Origin of the sequence: Burkholderia sp. HI2714 (assembly GCF_002223085.1) — a bacterium.
GTDB lineage: Bacteria > Pseudomonadota > Gammaproteobacteria > Burkholderiales > Burkholderiaceae > Burkholderia > Burkholderia lata_D.
The window spans coordinates 207,286-232,046 of record NZ_NKFM01000053.1 but is presented as its reverse complement, the minus strand read 5'-3'; the positions used below and the strand labels follow the sequence as shown (position 1 = coordinate 232,046).

19 protein-coding genes are annotated in these 24,761 nt (G+C 68.5%); 14 read left to right on the top strand and 5 right to left on the bottom strand.

The window, feature by feature from the left end; genetic code table 11:
* Positions 1 to 83 precede the first annotated feature (83 nt).
* Complete coding sequence (locus tag CFB82_RS27790) at positions 84 to 1,943, bottom strand: sulfatase-like hydrolase/transferase (protein ID WP_089486110.1); 1,860 nt, start codon at positions 1,941 to 1,943, stop codon at positions 84 to 86.
* Between the two features lie 134 nt (positions 1,944 to 2,077).
* Between CFB82_RS27790 and CFB82_RS27785 the strand changes: the two genes are divergently transcribed.
* Together CFB82_RS27785 and CFB82_RS27780 are read left to right on the top strand one after the other, a co-directional pair.
* Positions 2,078 to 3,094, top strand: coding sequence for a LysR substrate-binding domain-containing protein (locus tag CFB82_RS27785; protein ID WP_089486299.1), 1,017 nt, complete (start codon positions 2,078 to 2,080; stop codon positions 3,092 to 3,094).
* Positions 3,095 to 3,428: 334 nt separating this feature from the next.
* Positions 3,429 to 5,678 carry a putative bifunctional diguanylate cyclase/phosphodiesterase gene (locus tag CFB82_RS27780; protein ID WP_089486109.1) on the top strand — a complete coding sequence of 750 codons (2,250 nt, stop codon included), beginning with the start codon at positions 3,429 to 3,431 and terminating at the stop codon, positions 5,676 to 5,678.
* Positions 5,679 to 5,705: 27 nt separating this feature from the next.
* Here CFB82_RS27780 and CFB82_RS27775 read toward each other — a convergent pair whose 3' ends face one another.
* On the bottom strand, positions 5,706 to 6,773 hold the full coding sequence (locus tag CFB82_RS27775; protein WP_089486108.1) for a response regulator: 1,068 nt from the start codon (positions 6,771 to 6,773) through the stop codon (positions 5,706 to 5,708).
* A 67-nt stretch (positions 6,774 to 6,840) separates the two neighbouring features.
* A complete protein-coding gene (locus tag CFB82_RS27770; RefSeq protein WP_089486107.1) occupies positions 6,841 to 7,845 on the bottom strand; it encodes a chemotaxis response regulator protein-glutamate methylesterase in 1,005 nt (334 codons plus the stop codon).
* 339 nt (positions 7,846 to 8,184) lie between these two features.
* Between CFB82_RS27770 and CFB82_RS27765 the strand changes: the two genes are divergently transcribed.
* Positions 8,185 to 8,613: a hypothetical protein gene (locus tag CFB82_RS27765; RefSeq protein WP_089486106.1), complete on the top strand. Its 429-nt coding sequence runs from the start codon at positions 8,185 to 8,187 to the stop codon at positions 8,611 to 8,613.
* A gap of 46 nt (positions 8,614 to 8,659) precedes the next feature.
* Here the strand turns inward: CFB82_RS27765 and CFB82_RS27760 are convergent, their stop codons facing one another.
* Positions 8,660 to 8,884, bottom strand: coding sequence for a hypothetical protein (locus CFB82_RS27760; RefSeq protein WP_089486105.1), 225 nt, complete (start codon positions 8,882 to 8,884; stop codon positions 8,660 to 8,662).
* A 338-nt stretch (positions 8,885 to 9,222) separates the two neighbouring features.
* Between CFB82_RS27760 and CFB82_RS27755 the strand changes: the two genes are divergently transcribed.
* The 4 genes from CFB82_RS27755 to CFB82_RS27740 all read left to right on the top strand — a co-directional run bounded on the left by CFB82_RS27755 (position 9,223) and on the right by CFB82_RS27740 (position 12,331).
* Positions 9,223 to 9,912 carry a DUF969 domain-containing protein gene (locus tag CFB82_RS27755; RefSeq protein WP_089486104.1) on the top strand — a complete coding sequence of 230 codons (690 nt, stop codon included), beginning with the start codon at positions 9,223 to 9,225 and terminating at the stop codon, positions 9,910 to 9,912.
* A complete protein-coding gene (locus tag CFB82_RS27750; protein ID WP_089486103.1) occupies positions 9,909 to 10,859 on the top strand; it encodes a DUF979 domain-containing protein in 951 nt (316 codons plus the stop codon). Before CFB82_RS27755 ends, CFB82_RS27750 begins: the two co-directional genes overlap by 4 nt.
* A 10-nt stretch (positions 10,860 to 10,869) precedes the next feature.
* A complete protein-coding gene (locus tag CFB82_RS27745; protein ID WP_069251241.1) occupies positions 10,870 to 11,892 on the top strand; it encodes a DUF2891 domain-containing protein in 1,023 nt (340 codons plus the stop codon).
* A gap of 115 nt (positions 11,893 to 12,007) precedes the next feature.
* Complete coding sequence (locus CFB82_RS27740) at positions 12,008 to 12,331, top strand: hypothetical protein (protein WP_089486102.1); 324 nt, start codon at positions 12,008 to 12,010, stop codon at positions 12,329 to 12,331.
* A gap of 30 nt (positions 12,332 to 12,361) precedes the next feature.
* On the opposite strand, the gene CFB82_RS27735 is transcribed toward CFB82_RS27740, so the two are convergent.
* On the bottom strand, positions 12,362 to 13,186 hold the full coding sequence (locus CFB82_RS27735; RefSeq protein WP_089486101.1) for an IclR family transcriptional regulator: 825 nt from the start codon (positions 13,184 to 13,186) through the stop codon (positions 12,362 to 12,364).
* 187 nt (positions 13,187 to 13,373) lie between these two features.
* Between CFB82_RS27735 and CFB82_RS27730 the strand changes: the two genes are divergently transcribed.
* From CFB82_RS27730 to CFB82_RS27690, 7 genes are all read left to right on the top strand, one after another.
* A complete protein-coding gene (locus tag CFB82_RS27730) occupies positions 13,374 to 15,029 on the top strand; it encodes a GMC family oxidoreductase (RefSeq protein ID WP_089486100.1) in 1,656 nt (551 codons plus the stop codon).
* Between the two features lie 127 nt (positions 15,030 to 15,156).
* A complete protein-coding gene (locus tag CFB82_RS27725; protein WP_089486099.1) occupies positions 15,157 to 16,461 on the top strand; it encodes an MFS transporter in 1,305 nt (434 codons plus the stop codon).
* A 333-nt stretch (positions 16,462 to 16,794) separates the two neighbouring features.
* Positions 16,795 to 18,210: an NAD(P)/FAD-dependent oxidoreductase gene (locus CFB82_RS27715; RefSeq protein ID WP_089486097.1), complete on the top strand. Its 1,416-nt coding sequence runs from the start codon at positions 16,795 to 16,797 to the stop codon at positions 18,208 to 18,210.
* A 180-nt stretch (positions 18,211 to 18,390) separates the two neighbouring features.
* A complete protein-coding gene (locus tag CFB82_RS27705) occupies positions 18,391 to 19,812 on the top strand; it encodes an amino acid permease (RefSeq protein WP_069251247.1) in 1,422 nt (473 codons plus the stop codon).
* Between the two features lie 241 nt (positions 19,813 to 20,053).
* A complete protein-coding gene (locus CFB82_RS27700) occupies positions 20,054 to 22,990 on the top strand; it encodes a molybdopterin oxidoreductase family protein (RefSeq protein ID WP_089486096.1) in 2,937 nt (978 codons plus the stop codon).
* A 16-nt stretch (positions 22,991 to 23,006) separates the two neighbouring features.
* Entirely contained in the window at positions 23,007 to 23,753 is a 747-nt protein-coding gene (locus CFB82_RS27695) for a 4Fe-4S dicluster domain-containing protein (RefSeq protein WP_089486095.1), read from the top strand.
* A gap of 41 nt (positions 23,754 to 23,794) precedes the next feature.
* The gene (locus CFB82_RS27690) at positions 23,795 to 24,742 is read left to right on the top strand and encodes a dimethyl sulfoxide reductase anchor subunit family protein (protein ID WP_089486094.1); all 948 of its coding nucleotides are present in this window, start codon (positions 23,795 to 23,797) and stop codon (positions 24,740 to 24,742) included.
* Positions 24,743 to 24,761 lie beyond the last annotated feature (19 nt).

The following is a 24,761-nucleotide window of genomic DNA, read 5'->3' as shown; positions in this document are numbered from 1 at the left end:
CGCATGGCGCGACCGCACGGCAGGGGATTACGGAATGCGGAATCGTCCGAGGATTGCCGGTTCCGGAAGACGGCCGGCCGCCTTCAATGCCACTTGCGGATCTGCACCTGCACCTTGCCGTCGCGGATCGGCATGACGTCGGGACTGTCGTCGCCGACTTCGCTCGCGATCAGGTCGTTCAGGCGGCCGTTCATCGCGAGCAGCAGCTCGCCGTGCTTTTTCCGGTCCATCGCGAGATTGCGCATCTCGCCCGGATCGCTCGCGACGTCGAACAGCTCGACGTCGTTGCGCGCGAACAAGGCCTCCATCGTCGTCGGCCGGTTGAATTCGAGCGGCGAGAAATAGCGCGTGAACCGGTAGCGGCCGTCGAACACGCTGCGGATCGTGCCGCGCAACCGGAAATCCGGCTGCTGCGCGAGCGCGCGGCGCAGCAGCTCGTCCTCGGGCACGCCTTTCTGGCGCAGCGTGCCCAGCTCTTTCAGCATCCATTCGCTGTCGTAGTAGAGCAGCATCGCGTAGTTGAACAGCGTGGCATCGCGCGCCGCGTGCAGCTTCGCGTCGGCCGGCTTCGCGAGCCAGCGCGTGAGGTCGTGCCCCTTCAGCGCGCTGCCGCGAATCGACGCGAGCCGCGCATCGTCGAGACCGGTGAGCCCGAGCAGCGTCGGTGCGATGTCGATGTGCGACGTCAGCGCATCGCACTGCATGCCGCCCGGATACGCGGGATGGCGGATCACGAGCGGCACGTGGTTCTGCGGCTGGTAGGCGGTCGCGCCCTTGCCGACGAGCTGGTGCGCGCCGATGTGATCGCCGTGGTCGGCCGTCATCACGACGATCGTGCGTTCGTCGAGGCCGAGCGACTGCAGCGACTGCAGCAGGCGCACGACGTGCGTGTCGCAGTCGCGCACGCAGTTGAAGTAGTTGTCCTGATAGATGCGCAGGCGTTCGTCGGTGAACGGATAGCGCCCGACGAGGTTCGCATGCGCGGCGTTGAACATCCCGTGCGCCGATGGCCGTCCCGGCTCGTCGTACGGCTGCCGCCGCGATGCCGCGAGCGGCACGTCGTGCCACGACGTGCGATACAGCGCGTCGTTCGGCGGCGGCGCGTTGCCGAGCATCGGGTGATTCGCGTCCTGCACCGTCGAGCCGTTCGTGTCGGTGTTCACGAACATCGCGTCGTGCGGGTTTACCAGGTTCACCGCGAGGAACCACGGCTTGCCTTCCTTCGCGAGACGCGGCGCGTGGTTGCGCATCCAGCTCACCGCCGCCTCGGCCGTGATCCCGTCGTACTGGTAGCCGCCGCGCACCATCCCGATCAGGTCGCCCACGCCGAAATAGTCGTCGAAACCGTACGACCGGATCGTGCGGTTGTAGTCGGCCACGGGGGCCGTGTACGGGCTCGCGGTTTCGTGCATCGACGCGCTCAGGTGCCATTTGCCGAGATACGCGGCGTAGTAGCCGGCGTCGCGCAGCATGTGGCCGACGGTGCGCACGTCCGGCGACATGTCCTTCTGCCAGGGCACGCCTGCGTTGTCGAGCACGCCGGTGTGCTGGATGTGCTGCCCGGTGTAGACCGTCGAGCGCGACGGCGAGCACACGCAGGCGGCGATCTGGTGGTGCATGAACGTGATGCCGTCGCGGCGCAGCGCTTCGCGGCCCGGCACCGGGAACGGCCAGCGGTCGAAGTGGCGCTCCTGGTCGGTCAGGATGAACAGGATGTTGTAGCCGGCGGGCGGCGCGGCGGGCGCGGTCGTCGCGCCGTGGAATGCGGGCGCGGGATCGACGCCCGCGCCGGCGGTGACCGGGGCGGCGGGGGCGGCCGGCGGCGCGCTCGCGGCCAGTGCGTCGGCGCCGAAGCCGGCCGCCGCGACTGCCGCGCCGGCCAGCTTGAGGAACTGGCGCCGCGGGGTGGGTTCGGCGGCGGGGGTGTCCTGATCGTCTTTCACGTCGACTGTCTCCTGGTCATGCCGGCTCGTGCCGGGGGTTTTCATGCGGACGACTATGCGGCAGGATCGTGTATCGATCGATGAAAGATCGAGGTCGATCGATAACCTGATGAATATGAATGACGGAGGCGCCCGTGACCTACGACCCACGTGGCCCGGCCCGCCGCACGCGGCTGGAACCGCTCGCGCCGCCCGGCGCGCCGGCCCACGAGCAGCGCATCGCGCAGGCGCTGCGCCGGCTGCGCGTGCGCGACATGGAAACGCTCGACTCGCTCGGGCGCACGCGCAGCTTCGCGCGCACGGCCGAGGCCGCGTCGATCACGCAGCCCGCGTTGTCGAAATGGCTGCGCGAGCTCGAGGACGCGCTCGGCCTGCCGCTGTTCGAACGCACGTCGCGGCGCGTCGCGCCGACCGTCTATGGCGATGCGCTGCTCGAATGCATCGGCCGCGTGCTGACCGACATGCGCGGCGTCGCGCCCGCGTTCGATGCGTTGCGTACCGGCACCGGCCGCCCGGTGTCGATCGGCCTGCTGCCGAACATGGCGCCGCAACTGATTCCGGGCGCGCTGGCGTGGCTGCAGGAAGCCGGCCGCCCGGTGCAGCTCAACGTGCGCGAGGACACGCTCGACCGGATGCTCGCGCAGGCGCAGCGCCACGAGCTCGACCTGCTCGTGTGCCGGCTCGACGCGTCGGCGCTGAGCGCGGGGCTCGACGTCGCGCCGCTGTATCGCGACGACATGATCGTCGTGTGCGGTCCGCGCCATCCGCTGCTCAGGCGCGCGCGGATCGGCTGGCGCGACGCGGCCGCGTTTCCGTGGATCGCGCCGCCGCTCGGGTCGCCCGCGCGCACGGCGCTGGACGCCGAGTTCGCGAATGCGGGCTTGCCGCCGCCACCCGTGCGGATGGAATCGGTGTCATGGCAGACCAACCGCATGGTGGCCGAGCAGTCGCCTTGCCTGTTCGTGCAGTCGGCCCGCGCGTTCGAGCTGGCCGTGCGCTCGGGGGAGCGGGTCGGCCGGTTGCCGCTGAAGCTGTCGACGATGCCGGAAACGGTCGGCGCGCTGTATGCGGCGCCCGCGGGCGTGTCGGTCACGGCCGCGATCGATGCATTGAAGGCCGTGACGCGCACGGAACCCGGCGCGGTGGCATGAAGGCGAACGGAGCCGGGCGCCGCCACAATCTGACGAACGGGTTGCATGCTCGCCGCGCACCACGCGCGGCCTTGCCCCGGGCCGTCGCGCCGTGCGCAAGTCTTTCGGCGAGCTGACTGCCGGCTGCAACCGCCGCGCCGACCGCGCGTAACCCCTGATGTACGTGGATGCGCCGCTTGTCACGGATTGGTGTTAAATATATTTCGACGCGCGTTGGCACCGCGCAATACGGGGCGCACCGGGCATCGGCGTAAACCCGGGGCGACATACGGCACGAAGGATCGAAAACGAATCGGGCGCATCAGACCCGATCGGACAGACGGCAGGATTCATCTTGAATACCGAACCGCAAAGTTCTCGTTACAGTCTCGGGCTCGCAGCGGAAGTACTCGCGTCCGAGCAAAGCGTGCTGAGGCTGATCACGCGCAACACACCGCTGCCGGAACTGCTCGTCGAGGTCTGCCGGCGTGCCGAGGCGTTGCTCGGCGACGGCGCGTCGTGCACGATCCTGCTGCTCGATACCGACGGCGTGCATGTGCACGTCGGTGCCGCGCCATCGCTGCCCGTGCAGTACAGCGCGGCGATCGAAGGCGCGTCGATCGGGCCCGCGGCCGGCTCGTGCGGCACGGCGATGTACCTGCGCCGGATGGTCGTCGTCGAAAACATCGAAACCGATCCCCTGTGGGCCGATTACCGCGCCGTCGCATTGCCGCTGGGCTTGCGCGCGTGCTGGTCGGTGCCGTTCCTCGATGAAGCGGGCGTCGTGCTCGGCGCGTTCGCCGTCTATTACCGCACGCCGCGCCGGCCGGGCGACGAGGAAACCGAACTGTTGCGCGATATCGGCAACAGCGTCGGCCTCGCGGTGCACCAGGACCGGATCGCGCGACAGCTCGCGCGCAGCGAGGAACATCACCGGCTCGTGGTCAACAGCCTGAACGAAGGGATACTCGTGGTGTCGCGCGACGGCGTCGTGATCGCGAGCAACCCGAGTGCGAACCGGATGATGCGCGTGAAGGGCGATCTCGTCGGCCGCCGGCTGTCGACGGTGATCCTGCGCAAGCTGCACGAGGACGGCACGCCGATCCCACCCGACGAATGGCCGAGCCTGCGCGCGCTCGAGACGGCCACGCCGATGCTCGGCTACACGGTCGGCTTCGGCCTTGCGGACGGCGACGTCATCTGGGTGCGCGGCAACGCGGTGCCGATCGTGAAGCCGGGCGAGAAGCAGGCCGATTCGGTGCTCGTGTCGTTCAACGACATCGGCCCCGTGCGCGAAGCGCAGCAACAGCTGCGCTACCTGGCGACGCGCGATGCGCTGACGGGCCTCTACAACCGCCGCTGGCTCGGCGACCGCATGCGCGAGCTGTTCGGCGGACACGATGCGGCCGGCGGCCCCGCGCGCGTCGCGATCCTGTTCATCGATCTCGTCGGTTTCAAGAAGGTCAACGACACGGCCGGCCACGACGCCGGCGACGCGCTGCTGCGCAGCGTTGCCGCGCGGCTCGCGGCGTGCGGCGGCGGCCAGTACGCGCTGACGCGGGTCGGCGGCGACGAGTTCGTGATCCTCGTCGACGACTGCGACGATCCCGACCGGCTCGAGGTGCTCGCGCGCGAGGTGATCGACGCGATCGCGAAGCCGTTCGCGATCGCGAACAACGAATACTGGCTCGGCGTGTCGATCGGGATCAGCGTCGCGCCGCGCGACGGCGACGATGCCGTCACGCTGATGCGCAATGCCGATTCGGCGATGTACGACGCGAAACAGCGCGGCCGCAACCACTTCACGTTCTTCACCGCGCAGCTCAACCTGCGGCTGCAGCGCCGCTTCGCGATCGAGCAGTCGCTGCGGCGCGCGCTTTCGTCGGACATGCTGCGGCTCGCGTATCAGCCCGTCGTCGACGCGCGCACCGGCCGCACGGTCGGCGCCGAGGCGCTCTTGCGCTGGACGAGCCCCGAGCTTGGACCGATGTCGCCGGCGGAGTTCATTCCGGTCGCGGAAGATACGGGGCAGATCGTCGCGATCGGCCAGTGGGTGCTCGAAACCGCGTGCCGGCAGGCGGCCGAATGGCGCCGCACGATCGCGCCCGACCTGATGCTGGCCGTCAACCTGTCGCCACGGCAATTCCACGAAGGGCTCGTCGAATCGGTCGGTCGCTGCCTCGCGCAGACCCGGCTCGATCCGTCCGCGCTCGAACTCGAGATTACCGAAGGACTGCTGATGAACGACACGGACACCGTGCTGCCGATGCTCGAGGCGCTCACGGACATGAACGTGAAGATCTCGGTCGACGATTTCGGCACCGGCTATTCATCGCTCGCGTACCTGAAGCGCTTTCCGCTGCACAACCTGAAGGTCGACCGCTCGTTCGTGTCGGGCGTGCCCGATCATCACGACTCGGTGGCGATCACGCAGGCCGTGGTCGCGATGGCGCATTCGCTCGGGATGAAGGTCACGGCCGAAGGCGTCGAGACGCAGGCGCAATCGTGGTTTCTGCAGCAGATCGGCTGCGACATGCAGCAGGGCTATCTGTTCAGCCGCCCGCTGGACGCGAACGACTACGCGCGCCGGCTCGGCGCCGTGTGAGCGCGGCGCGGGTTCGGCGTTCGGTGCTCAGTCGACGCGCGGCGCGCCGAACCCGCCGGGGACCGGCGTCGTCGGCGTCGCATCGATCTCGACGCGGTTCTTGCCTTCGTGCTTCGCGCGATAGAGCGCACGGTCGGCCGCTTCGATCAGCAGGGTCGTCGGCAGGCCGGGCATCGGCACGATGCTCGCGCCGCCGATGCTGATCGTCACGGTGTTGCCCGTCGACGAATGCGCGTGCCGCAGCCGCAGTGCCTCGACCGCAAGGCGGATCTTCTCGCCGAGCAGCCGTGCGGCGCCCGGCGACGTGGCCGGCATCACGACCGCGAATTCCTCGCCGCCGAAACGCGCGGCGAGATCGCCCGACTGGCCGAGACAGCGCTCGATGGTCGACGCGATCTGCTTGAGCACGCTGTCGCCCGACACGTGGCCGTACGTGTCGTTGTACAGCTTGAAGTTGTCGACATCGATCATCAGCAGCGACAGCTCGCTGCGCTCGCGCGTGCCGCGCCGCCATTCGGCGGCGAGGTATTCGTCGAGATAGCGGCGGTTCGACAGCCCGGTCAGGCCGTCGGAGTGCGTGAGGCGCCGCAGCTCGAGATTGGCTTCGAGCAACTGCTGCTGCGATTGCCGCAGCGCGCGATAGGCCTCGTCGCGCTGCAGCAGGTTCATGTACGAGCGGGAGTGGTAGCGCACCCGCGCGACGAGCTCGATGCGGTCGGGCAGCTTCACGAGGTAGTCGTTCGCGCCGGCCGCGAACGCGGCGCTCTTGATCACGGGCTCTTCCTGCGTCGACAGCACGATGATCGGCACGTCGCGCGTCGACGGATTCGCGCGGTACGCCTTCACGAGGCTCAGCCCGTCGATGCCGGGCATCACGAGGTCCTGCAGGATCACGGTCGGCCGCGTCTCGATCGCGGTGGCCATCGCGTCGTCCGAACGCGGGCAGTAGTGGAAATCGATGCCTTCCTCGTCGACGAGCGCACGTCGCACGGCTTCCGCGACGATCGTCTGGTCGTCGACCAGCAGCACCATCGCCGGCACGTCGACGGGCGGCGTGTAGGGGCCGCCCGGCGGGCGAGTCAGGTCAATCGTCATGATCGATGCGGGTTGTTGCGGTTGTCGCAGGGGCAGGCATGGGTGTTGCGCGTGTTCATCGTCGGGCTCAGATTCTCGCGAGCGCCGCCAGCTCGCCCGCGATGCGCCCGAGCGGCAGGATCGCGCGCGCCGCGCCGAGCGTCGCGGCCGCCTTCGGCATGCCGTACACGGCGCTCGTCGCCTCGTCCTGCGCGATCGTATGGTAGCCCTTCATCCGCAGCGCCTTCAGGCCGATCGCGCCGTCGCGGCCCATTCCGGTGAGCAGTACGCCGATCACGCGGCCGGGCCAGTGTTCGGTCAGGCTGTTGAAGAACACGTCGACCGACGGGCGATACGGCGTGGCGGCCGGCTCACGCGTGTATTCGAGCGTGCCGGCGCGCGTGATGCGCAGGTGGTCGTCGGTCGCGGCGAGCAGCGCGACGCCCGGCTGCGGGCGGTCGCCTTCGCGCGCGACGCGCACCGCGAGCGGCGTCTGGCCGTCGAGCCATTGCGCCATGCCTTCGGCGAACGCGCGGTCGACGTGCTGGACGATCACGATCGGTGTACTGAAATCGGCCGGCAGGCCGCCGAGGACCGACGCGAGCGCGCCGGGGCCGCCGGCCGACGCGCCGATCGCGACCAGCGGGCCGCCGCCGGCGCGCGAGGCCGTGCCGGCGAGGCGCGTGCCGCCGGGCGCGTCGAGCAGGCGGCCGATCTGGTCGATCTTCGCGAGCAGGAGCCGGGTCGTGTCGCCGGCCGCGCCGTCGCCGAGCCGCGGCGTATCGACCGCGTCGAGCGCGCCGGCGCCCATCGCCTCGAACACGCGCCATGCATTCGCGCCGATGCAGCTCGTCACGATCAGGATCGCGCACGGTCGTTCGGATCGCATGATCCGCCGCGTCGCTTCGATCCCGTCGAATTTCGGCATGATCAGGTCCATCAGCACGACGTCGGGCGGCTGCGCGGCGCACAGCTCGACGGCTTGCGCGCCGTCGGTCGCGACCCACAGCACGCGGTGCTCGGGCCGGCGCGCGATCGCGCGGCGCATCGCCTCGACGGCAAGCGGGAGGTCGTTGACGATGCCGATGTTCACAAGCGGAATTCTCCGGTCGGTTCGTAGTGTTGGAGGTGGGCCGGGTTCATGGAAGGGGCTGCCTGTTCGGCGCCGCCGGACGGCATCGGCGGCCGGACGGCACGGCATTCTTTTCGGTTGGCGACGCCCGCATGCTGTCATGCGGCGCGGGCGGCGGCAATCGAAAAATTCGCGCATGGTGCCGTTTCAGTGCGTTTCCTCTATGACTGTGGGGTGTTGGCGGAGGGCAGGGGAACCGGGCCGGCCCGCGCATGCCTGTCCGGCGGTTTCGGCACGACCGGCCGCGGAAGCCGGCATGTTACCGTGGCGACTTCGATAAAAAGACGGGGAGAATGCCGGATGACCATGCCCGACACCCTGCTGGTCAGCCGGGATCCGTACGCGCCGATCGTGACCGAGCAAGACGGCCGGTTGCTGTACCGGATCCACATCGAGAGCGGGCATGCGTCGTTCCACCGCGAGTTTCCGGTCGATCCGGACGCGGTGCGCGTGCTGCGCGACGACACCGAGCGCTTTTATTTCCTGTTCGCGGCGCTTCACCATCCGTACCAGCTGCGCGCAACGAACCTGTCCGACGCGGAACGCGAACGCTACTTTCGCACGATCCTGTTTGCCGGCCGCGACGAAGTCGAAGCGTTCATGACGGAACTCGACCGCGCCAGCAACGGTGCGGTCGCGAACCTGCTGAGGATCTTCACGCAGGCCGACTACCGGCAACTGCGCGCGGGCCGGTGGTTCGACATGGGCGCCGGTACGCCGGCCGCGTAGCGCCCGCGCCGGCCCGCCATCCGCTTCAACGGGCGGGGCCGCGCCGTCAATGGCTGCGCGCGTACCCCTGGATCAGCGCGCGCATCATGCCTTCGACCGTCGCGTCGAGCAGGTCGGCTTCCTGCTCGGACTCCTCGACGAGCGCGGCATACGCGGTCGCGAGCGTCACGCGATCGACCTCATGGCGTTGCTCCTTCAGCGTCACCATCCCGTCCTTCGCCAGATGAGCGGAGAACGCGCGGCTGCCGATGGTCTGGAATACGTCAATCATGGCGGCTCTCCCGTCCGTTGCCGATGCTTTCCAGTGTAGTCGGCGCACCGGGGCTCCGCCACGCGCGGCGGGACGCCGCACGCCGCCGGCCGGGGCGCTGACGCGCGTCCCGCAACCGGTGCGTTCGCGCCGTCCAGCCGTCCCCCCGAATCCTCGGATGAAACACCGCCGACACCTGGCCCGGGCACGGTGTTCGCACGCTTCAACGTTTACCCGAAGCGGTAAATTGTCGACTTTTTGTCGATAAAGTCTCGTGTTAGATTGCGCCGTCAGAGCCCGGTCCAAACCGGGCAGGCGGCGCAGGCCAAGGCGCCGCGCGTCCGATACAAGGAGGAGCAATGCTGGTGCTGATTGGGGTGCCGATCGTCGTGATCGGTTTTGCGCTGCGCTTCAATGCGCTGCTGGTGGTCACGATCGCGGGGCTCGCGACGGGGCTGGCGGGCGGGCTGAATCTCGTCGACATCGTCAGCGCGTTCGGCAAGGCGTTCACCGAAAACCGCTACATGGGGCTCATCTGGCTGACGCTGCCGGTGATCGCGCTGCTCGAGCGCAACGGGCTCAAGGAGCAGGCGAAGCGGATGATCTCGCGCGTGCAGGCGGCCACCACGGGCCGCGTGCTGATGCTGTACTTCGTGCTGCGCCAGGCGACGGCCGCGCTCGGCCTCACGTCGCTCGGCGGCCATGCGCAGATGGTGCGGCCGCTGATCGCGCCGATGGCCGAGGCCGCCGCGGTCAACCGGCATGGCGAGCTGCCCGAATCGGTGCGCCAGCAGATCCGCGCGCATGCATCGGGCGCCGACAACGTCGCCGTGTTCTTCGGCGAGGACATCTTCATCGCGATCCAGTCGATCCTGCTGATCAAGGGCTTTCTCGAACAGAACGGCATCGCCATCGAGCCGCTGCACCTGTCGGTGTGGGCGATCCCGACCGCGATCGCCGCACTCCTGATCCACTGCACGCGCCTCGCGCTGCTCGACCGCCGGCTCGCGCGCGGCTGCGGCCTGGTGGCGCAGGAGGGCGCGCGATGATCGGCCTCGAATCGCTGTACACGCTCGCGGGGCTGATGTTCGCCGCGTTCGCCTACTTCAACCTGACCGATCGCACGAACCCGCGCCGCGTCGTCAATTTCGCGTTCTGGGCGATCTACGCGGTCACGTTCCTGTTCGGCGCGCGGCTGCCGCATTTCGTGACGGGCTGCCTCGCGATCGCGCTCGCGGTGATCGCCGGCTCGGGCAAGCTCGGGCGCGGCAAGTCCGACGAAGCCGGGGAAGCGGCGGCCGTGCGGCGCGAGACGCGCGCGCAGCGTTTCGGCAACACGCTGTTCCTGCCCGCGCTGCTGATTCCGGTCGTCACGCTGATCGGCACGTTCGCGTTGAAGCTCGTGCCGTTCGTCGACCCGAAGAGCGTGACGCTGATCTCGCTCGTGCTCGGCACGCTCGTCGCGTTTGCCGTCGCGCTCGCGATGCTGCGCGATTCGCCCGTGCATGCGGTGAAGGAGGCACGCCACACGATGGACGCGGTCGGCTGGGCCGCGATCCTGCCGCAGATGCTCGCGGCGCTCGGCGCGCTGTTCGCGGTCGCGGGTGTCGGCGGCGTGGTGTCGGGGCTCGTGAAGGACTGGGTGCCGATCGATTCGCCGTTCGCGGTGGTCGCGGCCTACACGGTCGGCATGGCGCTGTTCACGATGATCATGGGCAACGGCTTCGCCGCGTTCCCCGTGATGACGGCCGGCATCGGCCTGCCGCTGATCGTCCACCAGTTCCACGGCAACCCGGCGATCGTCGGCGCGATCGGGATGCTGAGCGGCTTCTGCGGTACGCTGATGACGCCGATGGCCGCGAACTTCAACATCGTGCCGGCGGCGCTGCTCGAACTGAAGGACAAGAATGGCGTGATCAAGGTGCAGTGGCCGACGGCCTTGCTGCTGCTCGCCGTGAACACGCTGCTGATGTACGCGTTCGCATTCCGCTTCTGACGAGATCCCGATGACCGACCGACTGACCCCCGAACTCGCCTCGAAATTCGCGTCGCTCGCGCTCGCGCACCTGACCCGCGAATATCCGAACAAGCTCACGCATTCGCTCGAAGGTCCGCACGACGTGCAGGGGCCGCGCGCACTGCACCCGATCTTCTACGGCAGCTACGACTGGCACTCGTGCGTGCACGGCTACTGGCTCGTGCTGCGCGTGCTCGAACGCTATCCGGCATTGCCGGAGGCCGAACGCATCGTCGCCACCGTCGACGCGCACTTCACCGAGGCGAACGTCGCCGGCGAGCGCGCGTATCTCGCGCGGCCGCACAACAGCGGCTTCGAGCGGCCGTACGGCTGGGCGTGGCTGCTCGCACTGTCGGCGCAGCTGGAGCGGCTCGCGCTGAAGGGGGCGATGCCGCAGGCCGCGCGCTGGGCGAAGACGATGGCGCCGCTGACCGACCTGTTCGTGTCGCGCTTCGAAACCTTCCTGCCGAAGGCGACCTATCCGCTGCGGGTCGGCACGCACTTCAACACCGCGTTCGCGCTGGCGCTCACGCTCGACTTCGCGCGCGATACGCAGCGCGACGGGCTCGCGGCGCTGATCGTCGATACCGCGAAGCGCTGGCACCTGAACGATGTCGCGTGCCAGGCATGGGAGCCGTCGGGCGACGAATTCCTGTCGCCCGCGCTGATGGAGGCGGAGCTGATGCGGCGCGTGCTGCCGGCCGCCGAATTCGACGGCTGGTTCGCGCGCTTCCTGCCCGATCTCGCGCGCGGCGAACCGGCGACGCTGTTCGAGCCGGCGACGGTCAGCGATCGCAGCGACGGGAAGATCGCGCACCTCGACGGGCTGAACCTGAGCCGCGCGTGGTGCCAGCGCTCGCTGGCCGGTGCGCTGCCGGAAGGCGATGCGCGGCGCGCGAAGCTGCTCGACGCGGCCGACCGGCATCTCGCGAGTGCGCTCGCGCACGTGGCCGGCGACTACATGGGCGAGCACTGGCTCGCGACGTTCGCGCTGCTCGCGCTGGAGGCGTAGCGCGCGAAACCCCGCCGGCGGCAACGTCTTCGGCACGCGGCTATACTCGCCGCTCGGGCCGCATCGTGCAGCATGCGTTGCGCGATGCAGCCACCTGTTTCCTTGCCGCCTCGCCATGGACAAGCTCATTACCTACGTCGCCGCGATCCACGGACTCTCGGGCCCGGTGTCGATCGTGTCGCACACGACGTCGCACGACCGCTGGACCGACGACGACGTCGAGGTCACGCGCGACGAAACCGAATACCGCTTCGACAACGGCGCGATCGTGCGCCGCTCGGTCGAGCAGGATCGCGCGCCGTCCGATCTGCTGTGTGCCGAATGCTGGATCGACTACGACGTGCTTCGTCATCCCGATGCGCAACCGATCGGCCCGACGCGGATGACGTTCGACAACGCCTGCCGCGAGACTTTCTGGTTGCGTTATCACCTGGCTTGAACGTTTCGACGCTTTGGCGCGTAACGGCAATCAACCCGGCGGCGCGCCCTCAGCCGCATGCAGCAGCGGCGCGAGCCGCGTCGCCGCGTCCCGCATCTTCGGCACGTTCTCCAGCAGGTCGTTGAGTGTCGCGCGCGCGGTCGGCGCATGCACGGCGAGCGCAGCGAGCACGCGGCCGCTTGCCGCATCCTTCACCGGCACCGCTACCGCCACCATCCCGCGCACGAACTCCTCGTTGTCGATCCCGATGCCGCGCGCGGCGAGCCGGTCGAGCTCGGCCGCGAGCAACTGCGCATCGGTCAGCGTCCGGTAGGTCATCTTCTTCAGCGTGAGCCGCGCGAGCATCGCGTTGCGCTCCAGCGCATTCATCTGCGACAGGAACAGCTTGCCGCTCGCCGTGCAATGCAGCGGCACGCGCATGCCGGGCCGCATCTCGAGCCGCAACGGCTCGGTCGTCTCGACGCGTTCGACGTACAGCACCGTGTCGCCGTCGAGCGCGGTGAGGTTGCAGGTTTCGCCGAGCGCGTCGACGAGCGCACGCAGCACCGAGCGGCAGCCGCGCGTGAACGTGTTGTTCGACAGTGCCGCGAGCGCGAACTGCGCGGCGCGCGGGCCGAGCGCGATGCCGCGATCGTGGCCGCGCGAGTCGGGCATGTGGATCACGTAGCCGCGCGTTTCGAGCGATTCGATCAGGCGCAGCAGTGTCGCCTTCGGGATATGCAGCCGCGCGGCGAGCTGCGACAGCGTGTAGGGCTGGCCGGCCGACGCGAGCGCTTCGAGCACCGCGAGGGCGCGCAGGACGCGCGCGTCATCGGCGGGCGCGCCATCGGGCGGCGCGGGGGCGGTGTCGCGCATGTGTCTCCTCCGTCGGGATCGGCGTGCGTCCCGGGATGGTGTGTGCGTGGGAAATGAAACGAATTGAACGGTTTTTGTACCACATTCGCGGCGTGGACAATAAATCGGCTTGTATGTGTTCCGTGTGCTCAATAAATTTGGACAAAACATACCGGATTTTTCCAAAACCCCGGAACGGAGACACGGAATGACACGCAGCTTCGACTATGTCGTGGTCGGCGCGGGATCGGCCGGTTGCGTCCTCGCCAACCGGCTGTCCGACGGCGGGCGCCATACGGTGTGCCTGCTGGAAGCGGGCCCCGCCGACCGCTACATGTGGATTCACGTGCCGATCGGGTACGGCAAGACGATGTTTCATCCCGTGTACAACTGGGGCTTCCACACCGATCCCGATCCGAACATGCACAACCGCCGCCTGTACTGGCCGCGCGGCCGCACGCTCGGCGGCTGCAGCTCGATCAACGGGCTGATCTACGTGCGCGGGCAGCAGCAGGACTACGACCACTGGGCCGCACTCGGCAATCGCGGCTGGAGCTGGCGCGAGTGCCTGCCGTATTTCCGCAAGCTCGAACACAACACGCTCGGCGAAGGACCGACGCGCGGGATTGGCGGCCCGCTGTGGGCGTCCGCGATCCGGCAGCGGCACGAACTCGTCGATGCGTTCGTGGCGGCGTCGAACCGGCTCGGCGTGCGCACGGTCGACGATTTCAACACGGGCGACCAGGAAGGCGTCGGCTATTACCAGCTCACCACGCGCAACGGGCTGCGCTGTTCGACGGCGGTGGCCTACCTGAAGCCCGCGCGCGGGCGGCCGAACCTGCATGTCGAAACCGATGCGCAGGCGCTGAAGGTGCTGTTCGACGGCGCGCAGGCATCGGGCGTGCGTTACGTCCAGCATGGCAAGGTGCATGAGGTCCGCGCGTTGCGCGAGGTGATTCTCGCGGCCGGCGCGCTGCAGTCGCCGCAACTGCTGCAGGTGTCGGGCGTCGGGCCGGCCGCGCTGCTGAACCGGCACGGGATTCCGGTCGTCGCCGATCGCGCGGGCGTCGGCGAGAACCTGCAGGATCACCTGCAGATTCGTCTGATCTACGAAGTAACGAAGCCGATCACGACCAACGACGAACTGCATTCGTGGATCGGCCGCGCGAAGATGGGGCTGCAATGGGCGCTGTTTCGCGGCGGCCCGCTGGCGATCGGCATCAACCAGGGCGGGATGTTCTGCCGTGCGCTGCCGGACGAATCGGCGACGCCGGACATCCAGTTCCATTTCTCGACGCTGTCGGCCGATTCGGCGGGCGGCAGCGTGCATCCGTTTCCCGGCTGCACGTATTCGATCTGTCAGCTGCGGCCCGAATCGCGCGGCACCGTGCGCATCCGCACCGACGATGCGCGCGATGCGCCTTCGATCCAGCCGAACTATCTCGACACCGAGCGCGACCGCCGCACGACGATGGCCGGCGTGCGCTTCGCGCGACGCGTCGCGGCGACCGAGCCGATGGCGCCGCTGATGAAGCGCGAGGTGCGGCCGGGCGCGGACGCGCAGACCGACGACGAGCTGCTCGAGTTCTGCCGGGAATACGGACAGACGATCTTCCATCCGTCCGGCACCGCGAAAATGGGCGTCGCGAGCGATCCGCTCGCGGTCGTCGACGAGCGGCTGCGCGTGTACGGCACGCGCGGGTTGCGCGTGGTCGACTGTTCGATCATGCCGACCCTCGTATCGGGCAATACCAACGTGCCGATCGTGATGGTCGCCGAGAAGGCGTCCGACATGATCCTCGAGGACGCGCGCGCGGCCGATCGCGGTCATGGCGTCGCCTCGGCCGCCGAGGCGCTCGCATAGAGCCTCGCCACGCATCACCCGCGTGGCCCGTGCGCCTGCGCCCGGACGGCCGCCGCGCGTTCATCGATGCCCCCGCCGTTACGGCGCCGGGGCAGGTTGCGGCGCATCCTTACCTGGAGAAGCTCGCATGGCAATCGATTCCCGGGTCGTCCGACGCGTGGCCGCGGCCAGCGTGATCGGCGCGACCGTCGAGTGGTACGACTTTTTCCTGTACGGCGTGGTCGCCGGCATCGTATTCGACAAGCAGTACTTTCCGGCCGGCGACGCGTTCGTGTCGACGATGCTCGCGTATGCGACGTTCGCGGTCGGCTTCGTCACGCGGCCGCTCGGCGGCCTGCTGTTCGGCCATCTCGGCGACCGCGTCGGGCGCAAGTCCGCGCTGATCCTGACGATGCTGATCATGGGCGTGTCGACGGCCGGCGTCGCGTTCCTGCCGACCTACGCGCAGATCGGCATGTGGGCGCCGGTGCTGCTGCTGACTCTGCGCGTGCTGCAGGGCATCGGCCTCGGCGGCGAGTGGGGCGGCGCGGTGCTGATGGCGTACGAGTACGCGCCGCCGCACCGGCGCGGGCTGTATGCGAGCCTGCCGCAGATCGGGCTCGCGATCGGGCTGTGCCTCGCGGCCGGCGTGGTCGCGGCGCTGTCGCGTGCGCTGCCGGACGCCGCCTTTCTCGCGTGGGGCTGGCGCGTCGCGTTCGCGGCGTCGCTGCTGCTGGTCGCGGTCGGCTTCTACATCCGCACGCGGGTGGCCGATACGCCCGAGTTCGTCGCGCTCAAGCGCCAGCGGCGCGATACGAAGCTGCCGGTCGTCGAGCTGCTCGCCAACTATCGGCAGGCGATCCTGCTCGGGATGGGCGCGCGCTATATCGACGGCGTGTTCTTCAACGTGTTCGCGGTGTTCTCGATCGGCTACATGACGCGCAACCTGTCGATCTCGCGCGGCGACGCGCTGCTCGGCGTGATGAGTGCGGCGGTCGTGATGTGCGTGTTCATCCCGGTGTTCGGCGGCCTGTCGGACCGGCTCGGCCGCGCACGCGTGTACCGGTGGGGCGCGACACTGTGCGGGCTGTCGGTGCTGCCCGCGTTCTGGCTGTTGCAGACGCAGTCGACCCACCTGCTCGCCGTGTGGCTCGCGCTGGTGATCCCGTTCGGGATCTTCTACGCGATGGCGTACGGGCCGGAGGCCGCGCTGTTCGCGGAGCTGTTCGACGCGAACGTGCGTTACACGGGCATCTCGTTCGTCTACCAGGTGTCGGGCATCTTCGCGAGCGGGCTCACGCCGATCGTCGCGACCGCGTTGCTGCGCGTGAACGGCGGGGCGCCGTGGCTCGTCGGGGTTTACGTGATGTTGTCTGCACTCCTGTCGATCGTGTCCGCGCGGGCGATCGAGAAGCGCGGCGGCGTGGACGGCGTCGCGGTGCGCGCGATGTGACGGCGGGCGGGGCGGATGGGGCGGGGCGCGGTTGGGGGTCGTATCGGCGCCCGCTGTTACCCGCCGTTCGCTGTCGCACACGCTGGTCCAAGCGAATCCGGTCCACTGGCCCTACCTGCGAAAAATCGGCCTGCCTACACTTTCCTCGACAGATCGCCGCATTGAAGCATCTGCACACGATCGACCCGAAGAGAACGATCAGGAGACAGGCATGACCAACAGGCAGTCGGCAGCATTCGCCCGTGCGGCGAGCGCGCGCCCCGCATCAGTCAGTCGAATCGCCTCGTGCGCCCGTTGCGGCGCGGCAGGCCAGCCCGCGTCGGAGGTCTGAGCATGTCGACCCCTTCCATCGAACGGTCCGCGAGCGGCTTTGCCGGCGGCCGGCCGAACGACACGCGTTACGACCCGACCTACGATCCGCTCGTGTCGCCGGGGCCCGGGTGCGGCAGGCAGTACGCGCCGACCTACTGGGTCGCGACGGCCGGCACGCCGCCGCCCGACGACGGCCCCGTGACGCGTGATCTCGATGTCGACGTCGCGATCATCGGCGCCGGCTACACGGGCCTCGCGACCGCGCTGTGCCTCGCGCGGGACCACGGCATCAAGGCCGTCGTGCTGGAAGCCAACCGCACGAGCTGGGGCTGCAGCAGCCGCAACGGCGGGCAGGGGCAGAACGCATCGGGCCGGCTGTCGCGCTCGCAGTGGATCGAGCGCTGGGGCAAGGACGTCGCGCTGAAGATGCACGACGAGATCCTCGAAGGCTTCGAGAACTTCAAGTCGCTCGTGTCGGAAATCGACTGCGACCCGCAGCCGGGCGGCCATTTCCTGATCGCGCACCGTCCGCGCATCATGGCGAAGCTCGCGGCCGAGGCGAAGGTGTGGAAGGACGTGTTCGGCTATCCGTCCGAGCTGCTGAGCGCGGAAACCTTCCGCCGCGAATTCATCAACGATCACGAAGCGGCCGGCGCATTGCACGAGCCGGAAGGCATCGGCATCCATGCGCTGAAGCTCGCGTTCGGCTACCTGCGCCTCGCGCGCGAAGCCGGTGCGAAGGTGCATACGAGCAGCCCGGTGCTCGGCTTCGAGACGATCGACGGCGTGCACCACCTGCGCACGCCCGGCGGCGTCGTGCGGGCCCGTGCGGTGGGCATCGCGACCGGTGCGTACACCGCGCAGACGCTGCATCCGTCGCTGCGCAGCAAGGTGATGCCGATCCTGTCGAACTCGATGGTTACGCGCCCGCTCACCGACGCGGAGATCGACGCGTGCAACTTCCGCACGACGCAGGTGCTGACCGATACGCGCACGCTGCGCTTCTACTACCGTTTCCTGCCCGATCGCCGTCTGCAGATCGGCAGCCGCAGCGCGATCACCGGTGACGATGCGCCGAACCCGCGTCACTTCGAATTGCTGAAGGAAGGGATGGCGCGCAAGTTTCCCGCGCTGCGCGGCGTGGAGATCGACTATTCATGGTGGGGCTGGGTCGACGTGAGCCACGACATGATGCCGCGCGTGTGCCAGCCCGACCCGCGGCAGTCGGTGTACTACGCACTCGGCTACGGCGGCAACGGCGTGTCGTATTCGCAGCAGGCCGGCCGCCGGCTGGCCGAGCAGATCGCGGGGAAAGGCGCACGCCAGACGCTGCCGATCTTCACGTCGCCGCTGCCAGGCCACCCGTTCGCGCCGTTCCGGCGCCTCGGGCAACGGATGCTCTACCTGTCTTACTTCAGGAACGACGAAAAGCCCTGAACGTAGTGCATATCGCCCGGCGTGACGTAACGCGCGCCGGGCTGTCGAACACAATAAAAGCAACAGAAATCCGTGCGGCCGGGGCGGCAGGTGCCCCTGCACGCGCCGTCGCCGGCGGCGCCCGCGCTCACCCGATGGTGGCGTGCGGGCGGCGTCCGGACAACTGGATATGGAGAAGACATGCAACCCTCGAATCAGAGTGACCTGAAGTGTGGCCTCAAGCAGCGCCACATGACGATGATCGCGCTTGGCGGCGTGATCGGTGCCGGGCTGTTCGTCGGCAGCGGCGTGGTGATTCAGCAGACCGGGCCGGCCGCGATCCTGTCGTTCCTGATCACGGGCGGGCTCGTCGTGCTCGTGATGCGGATGCTCGGCGAGATGGCATGCGCGATGCCGGCCGTCGGTTCGTTCTACGAATACGCGCGGCTCGCCTTCGGCAACTGGCGCGGGCCCGGCAAGATGGCGGGCTTCCTGACCGGCTGGATGTACTGGTATTTCTGGGTGATCGTCGTCGCGCTCGAAGCGGTCGCCGGCGCCAAGCTGATCCAGTTCTGGCTGCCGGATACACCCGCGTGGATCATCAGCCTCGCGCTGCTGGTCGTGCTGACGCTCACGAACCTGATCTCGGTCGGCAGCTACGGCGAGTTCGAGTTCTGGTTCTCGTCGATCAAGGTCGGCGCGATCATCGTGTTCCTGTTCCTCGGCGGCCTTTACGTGCTCGGCCTGTGGCCCGCGTCGATGCATACGACGTCGGTGCTGCCGACGCTGCTCGGCCACGGCGGCTTCATGCCGCTCGGCATCGGGCCGGTAATGAGCGGGGCGGTCGCGGCGACCGGCTTCTACTTCGGCGCGGAAATCGTCACGATCGCGGCGGCCGAGGCCAGGGAACCGGCGAAAGCGGTTGCGAAGGCCACCAATTCGGTGATCACGCGCGTGCTGGTGTTCTACGTCGGCTCGGTCGCACTCGTCGTCGCGCTGGTGCCGTGGAATTCACATCAGATGGCCACGCCGTACGTGAGCGCACTCGAAGTGATGGGCCTGCCGGCTGCCGCCAACGTGATGAACGCGATCGTGCTGACGGCGGTGCTGTCCGCGCTCAACTCGGGCCTCTATGCGGCGTCGCGGATGCTGTTCGCGCTGACCCGCCACGGCGACGCGCCGGCCGCGCTCGCGAAGGTCAACAAGCGCGGCGTGCCGGTGCGCGCGATCCTGCTCGGCACGGTGTTCGGCTACGTGTCGGTGGTGATGTCGTACGTGTCGCCCGATACCGTGTTCGCGTTCCTCGTCAATTCGTACGGCACCGTCGCGCTGTTCGTGTACGTGCTGATCGCGTTCTCGCAACTGCGCCTGCGCAAGCGTCTCGACCCGGTGGCCGCCAGCAAGCTGCGCGTCAAGATGTGGGCGTATCCGTACCTCACCTGGGTCGCGATCATCGGCATGGTCGGCATTCTCGTCGCGATGGCGTTCATTCCGGACCAGCGCAAGCCGCTGTGGCTCGGTGTCGCCAGCCTCGGCGTGCTGGTCGTCGCCTACGGGCTCACGCGCCGCAGCCGCCGCGAGCATCTCGACGACAGCGAACTGCTCGCCTATCCGCCGCGTTGATGCGGGGTAATGCGCGGTAACGCCTGACGCCGAAGGCCCGGCCCACGTGCCGGGCCTTGGTGCATGCGGCTTCCGGCGCGATCCGATGGTTGATCGGCGCAACTATCGGGCCGACCGATAGCATCGATCAGAGGATGCGACTTTATGTCGGCCGCGTGCCGGCATAGCATGGATGAACCGATTCACGGGTGCGCCCCGCCGGGCGCGCCCTCATCCGCGAATCCGCGAACGAGGACAGACGATGGAACATCGGGCACGCGAGCGGGACGAGCAGGCCGAGATCAAGACGACGACGTGCTACATGTGCGCGTGCCGCTGCGGCATCCGCGTGCACCTGCGCGACGGCGAGGTGCGCTATATCGACGGCAATCCCGCGCATCCGCTGAACCAGGGCGTCATCTGCGCGAAAGGTTCGTCGGGAATCATGAAGCAGTATTCGCCCGCGCGGCTCACGCAGCCGCTGATGCGCAAGCCGGGCGCCGAGCGCGGCGACGCGCAGTTCGAGCCGGTGTCGTGGGACGTCGCGTTCGACGTGCTCGAAAAGCGTCTCGCGCACCTGCGCGCCACCGACCCGAAGCGCTTCGCGCTGTTCACCGGCCGCGATCAGATGCAGGCGCTCACCGGCCTGTTCGCGAAACAGTTCGGTACGCCGAACTATGCGGCGCATGGCGGGTTCTGCTCGGCGAACATGGCGGCCGGGATGATCTACACGATCGGCGGCTCGTTCTGGGAATTCGGCGGGCCCGATCTCGACAATGCGAAGCTGTTCTTCATGATCGGCACCGCGGAGGACCACCATTCGAATCCGCTGAAGATCGCGCTCGGCAAGTTCAAGCGCGCGGGCGGCCGCTTCATCGCGATCAACCCGGTGCGCACCGGCTACGCGGCAATTGCCGACGAATGGATTCCGATTCGTCCCGGCACCGACGGCGCGTTGTTCATGGCGCTGATGCACGAGCTGATCGCGCGCAACGCGTTCGACCTCGAATTCGTGTCGCGCTTCACGAACGCGGCGGAGCTGGTCGACCAGCGCGACGGCGCCGACACGTTCGGGCTGTTCGTGCGCGACGCCGGCGCGCCGGAGGTCAACGCGCTGTATCCGCAGAACCGGATGTGGTGGGACACGAAGACGAACCGCGCGGTGCTGCATCACACGGAAGGCGCGGCGCCCGCGCTCGACGGCCGCTATACGCTCGACGACGGCACGCCCGTCGCGCCGTCGTTCACGCTGCTGCGCGAACAGGTGGCCGAATGCACGCCCGAATGGGCGGCCGACATCACCGGCATCGCGGCCGACACGATCCGCCGCCTGGCGCGCGAGATGGAGACGGTCGCGCGCGACCACGCGATCGCGCTGCCGGTGCGCTGGACCGATTCGTGGGGCAAGGAACACGAATCGGTGAAGGGCGTGCCGATCGCGTTTCATGCGATGCGCGGGCTCGCCGCGCATTCGAACGGCTTCCAGACGATCCGCGCGCTCGCGGTGCTGATGTCGCTGCTCGGCACGATCGACAGGCCGGGTGGTTTCCGGCACAAGGCGCCGTATCCGCGCGCGGTGCCGCCGTCGGCGAAACCGCCGAACGACCCGGCGCAGATCAAGCCGAACACGCCGCTCGCCACCGGTCCGCTCGGCTGGCCCGCGGGCCCCGAGGATTTGTTCGTCCATCCGGACGGCACGCCCGCGCGGCTCGACAAGGCGTTCTCGTGGGAGTACCCGCTCGCGGTGCACGGGCTCATGCATTCGGTGATCACCAATGCGTGGCGCGGCGACCCCTATCCGATCGACACGCTGCTGATCTTCATGGCCAACATGGCGTGGAATTCGTCGATGAACACGACGGAAGTGCGCAAGATGCTCGTCGACAAGCGCGACGACGGCGAATACCGGATCCCGTTCCTCGTCGTGTGCGATGCGTTCGCGTCGGAGATGACGGCGTTCGCCGACCTGATCCTGCCCGACACGACCTACCTCGAACGTCACGACGTGATGTCGGTGCTCGACCGGCCGATCTCCGAATTCGACGGGCCGGTCGACTCGGTGCGGGTACCCGTCGTGCCGCCCGCCGGCGAATGCAAGCCATTCCAGGAAGTGCTGATCGAGCTTGCGAGCCGGCTGAAGTTTCCGGCCTTCACGACCGCGGACGGGCAGCGCAAGTACCGCGACTATCCGGATTTCGTCATCAATTTCCAGACCGCGCCCGATTCCGGCACCGGCTTCCTGATCGGCTGGCGCGGCAAGGAGGGTGACAAGGCCGTCGTCGGCGAACCGAATCCCGACCAGTGGAAGCGCTACGCGGAGAACAACTGCGTGTACCACCACCGGTTGCCGGAGCCGCTGCAGTACATGCGCAACTGCAACGGGCCGTACATGCAGTGGGCGGTCGACAACGGGATGCGCAAGTTCGGCGTGCCGATCGTGATCCAGCTCTACTCGGACGTGATGCAGAAATTCCGGCTCGCCGCGCAGGGCCGCACGTCGGGCCGCCAGCCGCCCGACCATCTGCGCGAGCGCATCGCGCGCTATTTCGATCCGCTGCCGTTCTGGCATCGGTCGCTCGAAAGCGGGCTGACCGATGCGGGCCGCTATCCGCTCGCGGCGATCACGCAGCGGCCGATGGCGATGTACCACTCGTGGGATTCGCAGAACGCGTGGCTGCGACAGATCCACGGCGAGAACCACCTGTTCGTGAACCCGGTCACGGCCGCCGCGCAGCAGATCGACGACGGCGCGTGGATCTACGTCGAATCGCCGTGGGGCAAGGTGCGTTGCCGCGCGCGCTACAGCGAGGCGGTCGAGCCCGGCACCGTGTGGACCTGGAACGCGATCGGCAAGGCGGCCGGCGCATGGAACCTGGGGCCGCAGGCGGGCGAGTCGCAGCGCGGCTTCCTGTTGAACCACGTGATCACCGACGAGCTGCCCGATGCGGCGCGCGGCGGTGCGCGGATGTCGAACTCCGATCCGATCACGGGGCAGGCCGGCTGGTACGACGTGCAGGTGCGGATCTATCCGGCCGAAGCCGATGCGGCGACGACGTTGCCGCAGTTCGCGCCGATGCCGGCGCTGCCGGGCACGCCGCGCGTGCTGCAGCGCGTGCAGGCGTATTTCGCGGGAACCGGCGCATTCGCCGCGCGGCTGCGGCGCGCGACATCGGCCGGCCCGAAGTCTGAAGATCGCTGATCGAAGGAGCACCACCATGACCCAGATGGCCCTCGTCATCGACCTGAACGTGTGCGTCGGCTGCCATGCCTGCGTGACGAGCTGCAAGGAATGGAACACGTCGGGCGAAGCCGGCAGTCTCGCGGATATGCGCCCGTACGACGACGATCCGTCCGGCACGTTCTTCAACCGCGTGCAGACCTACGAAGCGGGCGTGTTCCCGATGACCGACACGATCCACTTCCCGAAGTCGTGCCTGCACTGCGAGGATCCGCCGTGCGTGCCCGTCTGTCCGACCGGCGCGAGCTACAAGCGCAAGTCGGACGGGATCGTGCTGGTCGACTACGACAAGTGCATCGGCTGCAAGTACTGCGCGTGGGCATGCCCGTACGGCGCCCGCGAGCTCGACGAAGGCCGCAAGGAGATGACGAAGTGCACGCTGTGCGCGGACCGCATCGACAACCCGGCGCTGCCCGAACGCGACCGCAAGCCGGCCTGTGTGCTCGCGTGCCCGACGTCGGCGCGGCTGTTCGGCGACGTGCACGATCCGGAGTCGGAGGTGTCGCGCGCGATCCGCGAACGCGGCGGCTATCAGCTGATGCCCGAATGGGACACGCGGCCGTCGAATCATTACCTGCCGCGCGTGAAGACCGAATCATCGTGCGGTTGCGGGAGTAGCGGCGGATGCGGCAGCACGTCGAGCGGCCGCGACCAGGACGCGTCGTTCGAAGCTCGCGCGGCCCGTGGCGACATCGATCTCGTGTCGCTTGCGACGCAGCGCTGAACGCGCAGCCCCTTACTCATAGTCGAAAAAACGGAGTCCCCATGCGCCCAGCCTTTTCGGTCGTTTTCCTCACCACCCTGTGCGGTGCGGCACAGGGTCTGTTGCTGACGCTCGTGATCGTCGAGGCACTGGCGCGCACGGCAGGTGTCGACATTGCTGCGTCGTTCTACGTGACGGGCGCCGCGCTGTCGGTCGCGCTCGGCGCACTCGGCCTGCTGGCGTCGTTCTTCCATCTCGGCCACCCCGAACGCGCGTGGCGTGCGATCGCGATGTGGCGCACGTCGTGGCTGTCGCGCGAATGCATCGCGCTGCCGGTGTTTCTCGCGTGTGCGGTCGCGTATGGCGCGGCGCACCTGTTTGGCTGGCCCGGCACGTTGCTGATCGGCGCGGCGGGCGCGCTTGCAAGCGTCGCGCTGTTCGTGTGTACCGCGATGATCTACGCGTGCCTGCGCTTCCTGCAGGAATGGGCGAGCCCGCTGACGCTCGTGAACTTCGTGCTGCTCGGCTGCGCGTCGGGCTGCACGCTGGCGACGGCGTGCGCCGCGTGGCTCGCGCCGGCGCTGGTCGGCCGGCTCGCGGTGGCCGCCTGCGTGCTGACGCTCGCGGGCGGCGTGGCACGGCTCGCGTCGCTTGCACGCAATGCGCGGCTGCGGCCGAAGTCGACCGTGCAGAGCGCGACCGGGATCCGCAGCGACAAGGTCGAACAGAAGTCGCGTGGCTTCACGGCCAGCGCGTTCAATACGCGGGAGTTCTTTCACGGGCAGGGCAACGGCACGCTGCGCGCGGTGAAAGCCGGGTTCCTGATCGGCGCATTCGCAGTGCCGTTCGTGCTGACCGGCGCGGGCGCGCTCGCGCCGACGTCGGTCGCGGCCGCCGTCGCGCTCGGCGCGGCATTCGTGATCCAGTACGCGGGGCTGGTCGCGGAACGCTGGTTCTTCTTCGCGGATGCGCGGCATCCGCAGAACATCTACTACCAGCGCGCGTCGTGACGTTGCGTGTGCGCCGCCG

Excerpts from the sequence above, each read along its gene's own strand:
- CFB82_RS27775 (WP_089486108.1), bottom strand. The coding sequence starts at position 6,773 with ATGACGATTGACCTGACTCGCCCGCCGGGCGGCCCCTACACGCCGCCC.
- CFB82_RS27765 (WP_089486106.1), top strand. The coding sequence starts at position 8,185 with ATGACCATGCCCGACACCCTGCTGGTCAGCCGGGATCCGTACGCGCCG.
- CFB82_RS27760 (WP_089486105.1), bottom strand. The coding sequence starts at position 8,884 with ATGATTGACGTATTCCAGACCATCGGCAGCCGCGCGTTCTCCGCTCAT.
- CFB82_RS27755 (WP_089486104.1), top strand. The coding sequence starts at position 9,223 with ATGCTGGTGCTGATTGGGGTGCCGATCGTCGTGATCGGTTTTGCGCTG.
- CFB82_RS27750 (WP_089486103.1), top strand. The coding sequence starts at position 9,909 with ATGATCGGCCTCGAATCGCTGTACACGCTCGCGGGGCTGATGTTCGCC.
- CFB82_RS27745 (WP_069251241.1), top strand. The coding sequence starts at position 10,870 with ATGACCGACCGACTGACCCCCGAACTCGCCTCGAAATTCGCGTCGCTC.
- CFB82_RS27740 (WP_089486102.1), top strand. The coding sequence starts at position 12,008 with ATGGACAAGCTCATTACCTACGTCGCCGCGATCCACGGACTCTCGGGC.
- CFB82_RS27735 (WP_089486101.1), bottom strand. The coding sequence starts at position 13,186 with ATGCGCGACACCGCCCCCGCGCCGCCCGATGGCGCGCCCGCCGATGAC.
- CFB82_RS27730 (WP_089486100.1), top strand. The coding sequence starts at position 13,374 with ATGACACGCAGCTTCGACTATGTCGTGGTCGGCGCGGGATCGGCCGGT.
- CFB82_RS27725 (WP_089486099.1), top strand. The coding sequence starts at position 15,157 with ATGGCAATCGATTCCCGGGTCGTCCGACGCGTGGCCGCGGCCAGCGTG.
- CFB82_RS27715 (WP_089486097.1), top strand. The coding sequence starts at position 16,795 with ATGTCGACCCCTTCCATCGAACGGTCCGCGAGCGGCTTTGCCGGCGGC.
- CFB82_RS27705 (WP_069251247.1), top strand. The coding sequence starts at position 18,391 with ATGCAACCCTCGAATCAGAGTGACCTGAAGTGTGGCCTCAAGCAGCGC.
- CFB82_RS27700 (WP_089486096.1), top strand. The coding sequence starts at position 20,054 with ATGGAACATCGGGCACGCGAGCGGGACGAGCAGGCCGAGATCAAGACG.
- CFB82_RS27695 (WP_089486095.1), top strand. The coding sequence starts at position 23,007 with ATGACCCAGATGGCCCTCGTCATCGACCTGAACGTGTGCGTCGGCTGC.
- CFB82_RS27690 (WP_089486094.1), top strand. The coding sequence starts at position 23,795 with ATGCGCCCAGCCTTTTCGGTCGTTTTCCTCACCACCCTGTGCGGTGCG.